We start from the raw sequence: 328 nt of genomic DNA on the forward strand, positions 1-328 counted from the left end.
CGAACAGCCAGAATCGCTCGCAGAGGATCCGGAAACCCTCAGTATCAGCTGTGAGGTAACGTTCCGGCACGGGACGCTCCGCTTCAATGGCAATGTCAGCGAAAAGCTCCTGACTCTGCTGATACAGGAACTGAAGCGATGATCCCGTTACCTTCCGGGACCAAAATTTGGCTGGTTGCCGGTATCACCGATATGAGAAATGGCTTCAACGGCCTGGCGGCAAAGGTGCAGACGACGCTGAAAGACGATCCGATGTCAGGTCACGTTTTTATCTTCCGTGGGCGTAATGGCAGTCAGGTAAAGCTCCTCTGGTCTACCGGCGATGGAC

1 protein-coding gene is annotated in these 328 nt (G+C 54.6%); it reads left to right on the forward strand.

Going from position 1 to position 328, the window contains the following annotated elements; translation table 11 throughout:
• Positions 1–138 precede the first annotated feature (138 nt).
• A partial coding sequence (gene tnpB, locus BFF42_RS21440; protein WP_039065403.1) for an IS66 family insertion sequence element accessory protein TnpB occupies positions 139–328 on the forward strand: 190 nt, incomplete at its 3' end.

The sequence above is a fragment of the Shigella sp. FC1661 genome (assembly GCF_001712525.1).
Lineage (GTDB): Bacteria > Pseudomonadota > Gammaproteobacteria > Enterobacterales > Enterobacteriaceae > Escherichia > Escherichia coli.